8 protein-coding genes are annotated in these 6,811 nt (G+C 64.0%); 6 read left to right on the forward strand and 2 right to left on the reverse strand.

Going from position 1 to position 6,811, the window contains the following annotated elements:
- From QZ266_RS13840 to QZ266_RS13860, 5 genes are all read left to right on the forward strand, one after another.
- On the forward strand, nucleotides 1–1,045 hold a 1,045-nt coding region (locus QZ266_RS13840; protein ID WP_295696147.1), incomplete at its 5' end, for an AAA family ATPase.
- Between the two features lie 146 nt (nucleotides 1,046–1,191).
- Nucleotides 1,192–1,707: a hypothetical protein gene (locus tag QZ266_RS13845; protein WP_295696149.1), complete on the forward strand. Its 516-nt coding sequence runs from the start codon at nucleotides 1,192–1,194 to the stop codon at nucleotides 1,705–1,707.
- A 96-nt stretch (nucleotides 1,708–1,803) separates the two neighbouring features.
- Nucleotides 1,804–2,634 carry a dihydropteroate synthase gene (gene folP, locus QZ266_RS13850; protein ID WP_295696151.1) on the forward strand — a complete coding sequence of 277 codons (831 nt, stop codon included), beginning with the start codon at nucleotides 1,804–1,806 and terminating at the stop codon, nucleotides 2,632–2,634.
- A complete protein-coding gene (locus QZ266_RS13855; protein ID WP_295696153.1) occupies nucleotides 2,635–3,276 on the forward strand; it encodes a glutathione S-transferase family protein in 642 nt (213 codons plus the stop codon). It abuts the gene before it with no gap.
- 5 nt (nucleotides 3,277–3,281) lie between these two features.
- Complete coding sequence (locus QZ266_RS13860; protein ID WP_295696154.1) at nucleotides 3,282–3,620, forward strand: multidrug efflux SMR transporter; 339 nt, start codon at nucleotides 3,282–3,284, stop codon at nucleotides 3,618–3,620.
- Here QZ266_RS13860 and QZ266_RS13865 read toward each other — a convergent pair.
- Nucleotides 3,617–4,810, reverse strand: coding sequence for a M24 family metallopeptidase (locus tag QZ266_RS13865; RefSeq protein WP_367178246.1), 1,194 nt, complete (start codon nucleotides 4,808–4,810; stop codon nucleotides 3,617–3,619). The genes QZ266_RS13860 and QZ266_RS13865 overlap by 4 nt on opposite strands.
- 97 nt (nucleotides 4,811–4,907) lie before the next feature.
- Nucleotides 4,908–5,915 (reverse strand): RluA family pseudouridine synthase, encoded by a 1,008-nt coding sequence (locus QZ266_RS13870; protein ID WP_295696158.1) that lies wholly within the window; start codon nucleotides 5,913–5,915, stop codon nucleotides 4,908–4,910.
- A 162-nt stretch (nucleotides 5,916–6,077) separates the two neighbouring features.
- Here QZ266_RS13870 and QZ266_RS13875 point away from each other — a divergent pair.
- Nucleotides 6,078–6,811 (forward strand): TonB-dependent receptor (locus tag QZ266_RS13875; protein WP_295696160.1); only part of this gene is annotated, 734 nt, incomplete at its 3' end.

Below are 6,811 nucleotides of genomic sequence, written 5' to 3' on the forward strand. Positions count from 1 at the left end.
CGAGTCCAATGAGGGCGTCATCCTGATTGCCGCAACCAACCGTCCCGACGTGCTCGATCCGGCGCTCTTGCGCCCGGGTCGTTTCGACCGTCAGGTCGTGGTGCCCAATCCGGACATCACCGGTCGCGAGAAGATCGTGAAGGTCCACATGCGCGATGTGCCGCTTTCCGATGATGTCGATCCGAAAGTGATTGCGCGCGGAACGCCGGGCTTCTCCGGTGCGGATCTGGCCAATCTGGTCAATGAAGCCGCCCTGCTGGCGGCCCGTCGCAACAAGCGGCGTGTGTCGATGCAGGAGTTCGAGGACGCCAAGGACAAGGTGATGATGGGGCCGGAACGCCGCTCCATGGTCATGTCCGAGAAGGAAAAGCAGCTCACCGCCTATCACGAGTCCGGGCACGCCATCGTCGCGATCAATGTGCCGTCGTCCGATCCGGTCCACAAGGCGACCATCATTCCGCGCGGCCGTGCCCTGGGCATGGTCATGCAATTGCCGGAAGGCGACAAGATGTCGATGACGCATGAGGAAATGACCTCGCGCCTCGCCATCATGATGGGCGGCCGTGTGGCCGAGGAGATGAAGTTCGGCAAGGAGAAGGTGACGTCCGGCGCGGCGTCCGACATCCAGCAGGCGACCCGCCTGGCCAAGGCCATGGTCACCCAGTGGGGTTTCTCCGAAGAGCTCGGTCCGATCGATTATGCCGACAATCAGGGCGAGGTCTTCCTCGGCCAGCAATTGGTGCAGAGCAAATCGGTCTCCGGCACAACGGCCCGCAAGATCGAGGAAGAAGTGCGTGCTCTGGTCCAGACAGGCATGGATGAAGCGCGCCGCGTCCTGACTGAAAAGCGCAAGGATTGGGAGACCCTGTCCGAGGGTCTGCTCGAATACGAAACCCTGTCCGGCAGCGAGATCACCGACCTGCTCAACGGCAAGCCGCCGAGCCGTCCCGATGACACGCCGCGCCCGCCGAGCGACACGCCGACCAGCGCCGTGCCGACGACGGATGAGGGCCCGGATGCCGACCCGGAGCCGCAAGGCGCCTGATCTGCTTTCGCGACTTGAAATTCAATAGCCCCGGGCCTGACAGGTTCGGGGCTTTTTCTTGCGGCAGCCTGGAGTGCGGCCGGATCGGCCTTGTCACGTCAGACAAATCACGAATTAATGCCTGGGCAATCAAGGGACATTGGAAGATGATGCGAGTTCTGATGGCTTTGTCCGCGAGCGTGCTGGTAGCAGCCTGTTCGCACAACCCGCCCCCCGTGCAAGATGCCGAGATCGTGCGCCCTGTGTCGTCGACAACCCTGATGACCCGGTATTCGGTGTCGGTCGAGGCCGCCCTGCCAGATCTCCGTGTCAGCAGGGAGGAGGCGTCAAGCTTTCGCAGCGACGGTCGCGGCGAGACTGTGACATTCGTTTATCTTGAGAATTTACCCGCCGGCGTTACCGATCTGTCGGACGCGCATGGATCGGAAAGTCGGACCCTGATGGTCGGCATGCAACCCATGCGCGATGGCGAGGGGCGGATCACGTACGACATTCACTTGGCGTTCCAGGATGACGTGCACGCACGACCTTTCGGCCTGGAAGAGTCGCCGCGGCTCGTCGTCGCAGAAGGCGAGACGGCAACGGTGCATCTTGGCCAGGAGGCTGGTGACATCTATTCCCGTCTGGTCATCGACCTGACCTCGCACACGGTCAGCCATTGATCAGCCCTGACCGGGCTTTTCAATTGTCGCGCCGCGGCGCTGCAGCGTATATCAGGGGCAGGCAGTCACACTCCCCGTCCCAGCAAGCGGATCGTCATGGCCAAATTCCGTTCCCGTCGCCAATCGGACCTGCCCTTTGTCATGGGCGTGCTCAATGTCACGCCAGACAGCTTTTCCGATGGTGGTGATTTTGTAGACCTTGAGGCTGCGGTCGTCCGTGGCATGGAGATGCTCAAGAACGGCGCAGATGTGATTGATGTGGGGGGCGAGTCCACGCGGCCCGGTGCCGAACCGGTCGCCGAGGATGAGGAATTGAGGCGTGTCATCCCTGTCATCAAGGCACTGCGTGAACGGTCGGCGGCCCGTATCTCGATCGACACCTTCAAACCGGCTGTGGCCCGCGCGGCCGTCGAGGCCGGCGCTGATATCTGGAATGATGTCATGGCCCTGCGCGCCGAGGGTGCGGTCGAGACCGCTGCCGAGCTCGGCGTGCCGGTCATTCTCATGCACATGTCGGGCACGCCCCAGACCATGCAGACGGACCCGCAATACGAGGATGTCGTGTCGGACGTCTGCGACTTCCTGACCGAGCGCGCGGATATCGCCATGGCGCGCGGCGTCAGTGCCGACAGTATCTGGCTCGATCCGGGCATTGGTTTCGGAAAGTCGCTTGATCACAATCTGGCGCTCATGCGCGACCTCGATCAGGTGATCGGCTTGGGCTATCCGGTGTTGTTCGGGGCCTCCCGCAAACGTTTCATCGCGGCGATCGACGAGGGCGCGGCCGAGATGGAGCGGCTGGGCGGGTCACTGGCGGCAGCCTTGCGGGCGGGCGCGGCCGGTGCGGCGATGGTGCGTGTGCATGATGTGCGCATGACCGTACAGGCGCTGAAGGTCCAGGCCGCCATTCGCAAGGGGCGCGCCTGAATGGCTTACACGCTCTATGGCAAGGCCGGCTTCGGGTCGGTCTGTGTCGAGGCAGCGCTTGAACTGGTCGGGGCGGACTATGAGTTCGTCGAGGTCGATCCGCTTGGCGAAGCGGATGAGCAGCGGCGAGTGCGGGCCATAAATCCGGTCGGCCAGGTGCCGACCCTGGTGCTGCCCGATGAGAGCGTGATGACCGAAAGCGCGGCCATCCTGATCTGGTTGGGGGACCGTTACCCCGGCGCCGGTCTCGCTCCGCCAATCGACGCGCCCAATCGGGCCGATTACCTGCGCTGGATGTTGTTTCTTGCCGCCAGCATCTACGCCACTTTCACGATTTCGGACGGCCCGGAGCGCTTTCATCCGGACAGCGCGACCCATGCGGGACTGCTGGAGATGGCGGATCGCCGCCGCCTCGACATGTGGACAGTGATGAATGATGCCTTTGATGGTGCGCCGGGTCCCTTTCTGCTCGGCGAGAGCCTGGGTCTGCTTGACGTCTATGTCGCGATGATGAGCCGCTGGGATCCCGGTCGCGCCGCGTTTGCGGAGGCGTGTCCGGCGCTGTTGCCCGCGGTCGAGCTGACCGAAGCTGATTCGGTCGTGGCCGAGGTCTGGGCCCGCAACTTCCGTCGCGAGCACTGACGGCAATGGGCTGGCTGACCAATCCCTGGACCCTTCTGGTGCTTGGCGGCATCTGTGAGATGGGCTGGGCGCTGGGCTTCAAATATGTCCGCAGCGACGCGCCCTGGTGGCAGCACGCTGCCGTACTGGCCGCATTGGCCGCGTCCATGGCGCTCTTGTGGGTGGCGATGAAGTCCCTGCCTGCGGGAACCGCTTATGCCGTCTGGACCGGCATTGGTGCGCTCGGCGTGGCGACGATCGGCATTCTCGTCTTCAACGAGCCCGTGACCCATTTGCGGATCCTCTTCCTGGCCCTGATCCTGATCGGGATCATCGGTCTGAAGGCTGTCAGCGGCGAGACCTAGCCGAAGGGATCGTCGATGGCGTGCGAGGGTTCGGTGAACCAGCGCGGACCGGTCGGGGTCATGTAGAAATGGTCTTCCAGCCGGATGCCGAATTCACCCGGCACGCAGATCATCGGCTCGTTGGAAAAGCACATCCCCGCCTCGAGTCGTGTGTCGTCACCGCCAACAAGATACGGGCCTTCATGGATATCGAGGCCGATGCCATGGCCGGTCCGGTGCGGGATGCCGGGCAGGGTATAGCCGGGGCCGAAGCCGCGCCGTTCTGCTTCCGTGCGGGCGGCCGCATCGACGGAGCTGCAGGTCGCGCCAATCTGTGCCGCCTGAAAGGCGGCCAGCTGGCAGGCTTTCTCTGCGTCCCAGACTTCGCGTTGACGGTCGGTGGGCGTGCCGAACACATAGCTGCGCGTGATGTCTGACTGGTAGCCATGAATGGCACAGCCGGTGTCGATCAGCACGACATCGCCGTCTTCAAGTGTCTTGGGATTGGCGACGCCATGGGGAAAGGCCGTGTCCGGTCCGAACAGGACAATGCAGAAGGTCGAGCCCCCCGGCGCGCCGACCGCCTTGTGAGCGGTATGGATGAATTCGGTGACGTCGCGGGTCGAGATGCCCGGGCGCAGGATGCGCGCGGCAGCGGCGTGCACCTCCAGCGTGGCATCCTTTGTTGCCTGCATCAGCGCGATTTCGTCGGCGTCCTTGCCCATGCGGCCGGACAGGACCGCATCAGCGGCATCCCGGGTGTCGCCCTGCCAGGCGCGGGTGATGGCGTGGGCCGTAACGAGGGGAGTGGTCGGGTCGATGCCGAGGCAGCCCCTGGCGTTGTCGAGGCCGGCGAGCGTGGCATACGGATCCTCATGCTCCTGCCAGACCGCGAGCGGGGCGGTGAGCCGCATGAAACCTTCCAGTGTGCCGGTCTCGAAGGCCGGTCCGAGATAGGTCAGCCCGCCATTGGCCGTCACCAGGGCGCCAACCAGGCGTTCCGTCGCCGGCCAGCGCAGGCCGGTATAATAGGTGAGATTGGTCCCGGCATTGAGCCAGATTGCGTCGAGCCCGACCTCACCCATCCGATGCCGCAAGCCATCAAGTCGTTCGCGCAGGCTTGCTTCGGGAATGGGTTGGCAATGGCTGAGCCGGTCGGTCAGGCGGGAGAGCTCTGTCGCGGAATCGGATCCGCCGACCCCCTTTGTCATGGTTTGCACTGTCATACCGGTCTCCTCCAGCGAGGCCGGCAGGCTAGGCGGCGGTGCTGCGCGAGACAACGCCGTGGGTGCAGCCGACCTGGTCGTCTCACAGCGTCTCCAGAATGGCCTCTACCCGCTTCATGTCGTCGGGCAGGTCGGTTTCAAAGCGCAGCGCTTCACCGGTGACCGGATGCTTGAAGCCGAGAATGGCGGCGTGCAGGGCCTGGCGCCGGAAAGTCTTCAGCGTGCCGGATTCGTCATCATGTTCGAGCAGGCGTCCACGCTTCTGCCCATAGACCGGATCACCCAGAAGCGGGCTGTTGATATGGCCCATGTGGACGCGGATCTGGTGGGTGCGTCCGGTCTCCAGGCGACACTCGACCTTGGCCGCCATACCGGTGCCGATCGCGGCGCCGGCTGCCTGTCCATAGCGCTTCAGCGTCGTGTAATTCGTGACCGCATGCTTGCCCGCTTCCGAATTGGGATCGTGCGGGACTTCATATTTCTTGCGATCGCGGGAGGAGCGGGCAATCTGGGTCTCGATGCGTCCGGCCTTGGGGCTCGGCGCATTGCGGGTGAAGGCGATATAGGCGCGCTCTACCGTGTGGCGGGCGAACTGCGTGCTGAGCCCCTGATGGGCCGCATCTGACTTGGCGACGACCATGACGCCGGACGTCTCCTTGTCGAGGCGGTGGACAATGCCGGGGCGCTCGACCCCGCCGATGCCCGACAGGGACCCGGCGCAATGATGCAGCAGGCCGTGAACCAGTGTCCCGGTCCAGTTCCCGGGGGCCGGGTGGACGGACAGGCCGGCTGGCTTCACGAGCACGATCAGATCGTCATCCTCGTGCAGGATGTCGAGATCCATCGGTTCCGGCATTGGCTTGTCCGCTCGCGGAACCGGGATGCCGAGCGCATAGGTCGAGCCGGCCAGGGTCTTGGCGGACGGATCCGTCAGCACGGCGCCGTCGACTGCCAGATGCCCGCCGTCGATCAGCGCCTTGATGCGCGAGCGCGACAATGTATCAAGCTGGGCCGTGAGCCAGCGATCCAGGCGCTGCCCGGCCTCTTCCGGGGCAACCTCGAATGATCGTGTCTCTGCGATTTCGGTCATGGTCTGACACTCCCCCAGCTGATGCGCGAATGCAACGCGCAGATTGTTTGCTGCAGTGCGTCATGTAGCTGTCACCGGTGTGTCGGCAAAGCGTCATCTCCAGCCCGTAAGCACGGCGCACCAAGCGCAGTCGAGGGGCTGCGCGCGTATGAGGATTGTACCATGACAATGAAGTCCCGCCTTTTGACCGCGGCCGCCCTGGCTGCGACTGCCTCTGCCATGCCGACAGCCCTGGCCCAGGACGGGAGCGAGGAGAGCATCGATGTCATCCGGGTGACCACCCAGTTCCGCGAGCAATCGCTGGCCGATGTCCCGATCAATGTCTCGGCCTTCGACGAAGAGCGCCTCGACGCTCTCGACATCGCCGATTTCGAGGACCTGGCCGCCTTCACGCCGGGCCTGATTGTTCAGGAGCAGAGCCCGAACAATACCGGATACTCGATCCGCGGCATCACCACCGACAGCGGCGAAGCAACGTCGGAGACTCGCGTCGCCGTTTTCCAGGACGGTGTCTCGATCACCCGTTCGCGCGGCTCCTATGTCGAGCTGTTCGATATTGAACGTGTCGAGATCGCAAAGGGTCCGCAGCCGACGCTCTTTGGTCGTGGCGCCCTGATCGGCGGCATCAACATCATCCAGAACAAGGCCGAGGACGAATTCTCCGCCTCGGTGGAGGTCGGTGCCGGCAATGAGGGCCAGATCGAAGCCCGCGGCCACGTCAATTTCGCCTTGAGCGAGAATTACGGCCTGCGCTTCGCCGCTGTCAGCCGTGAACGCGACGGATATATCGACAATGCGCTGGGCGGCGAAGGCCTGCAGGGCCGCGATACCCAGGCTGTGCGGATGGTGTTTTCCGGTGCGCCGACCGACCGGTTCTCCTTCGATTTCATTGCCAA

Source organism: uncultured Maricaulis sp. (genome assembly GCF_905480005.1).
In the GTDB taxonomy this organism is placed as follows: Bacteria; Pseudomonadota; Alphaproteobacteria; order Caulobacterales; family Maricaulaceae; genus Maricaulis.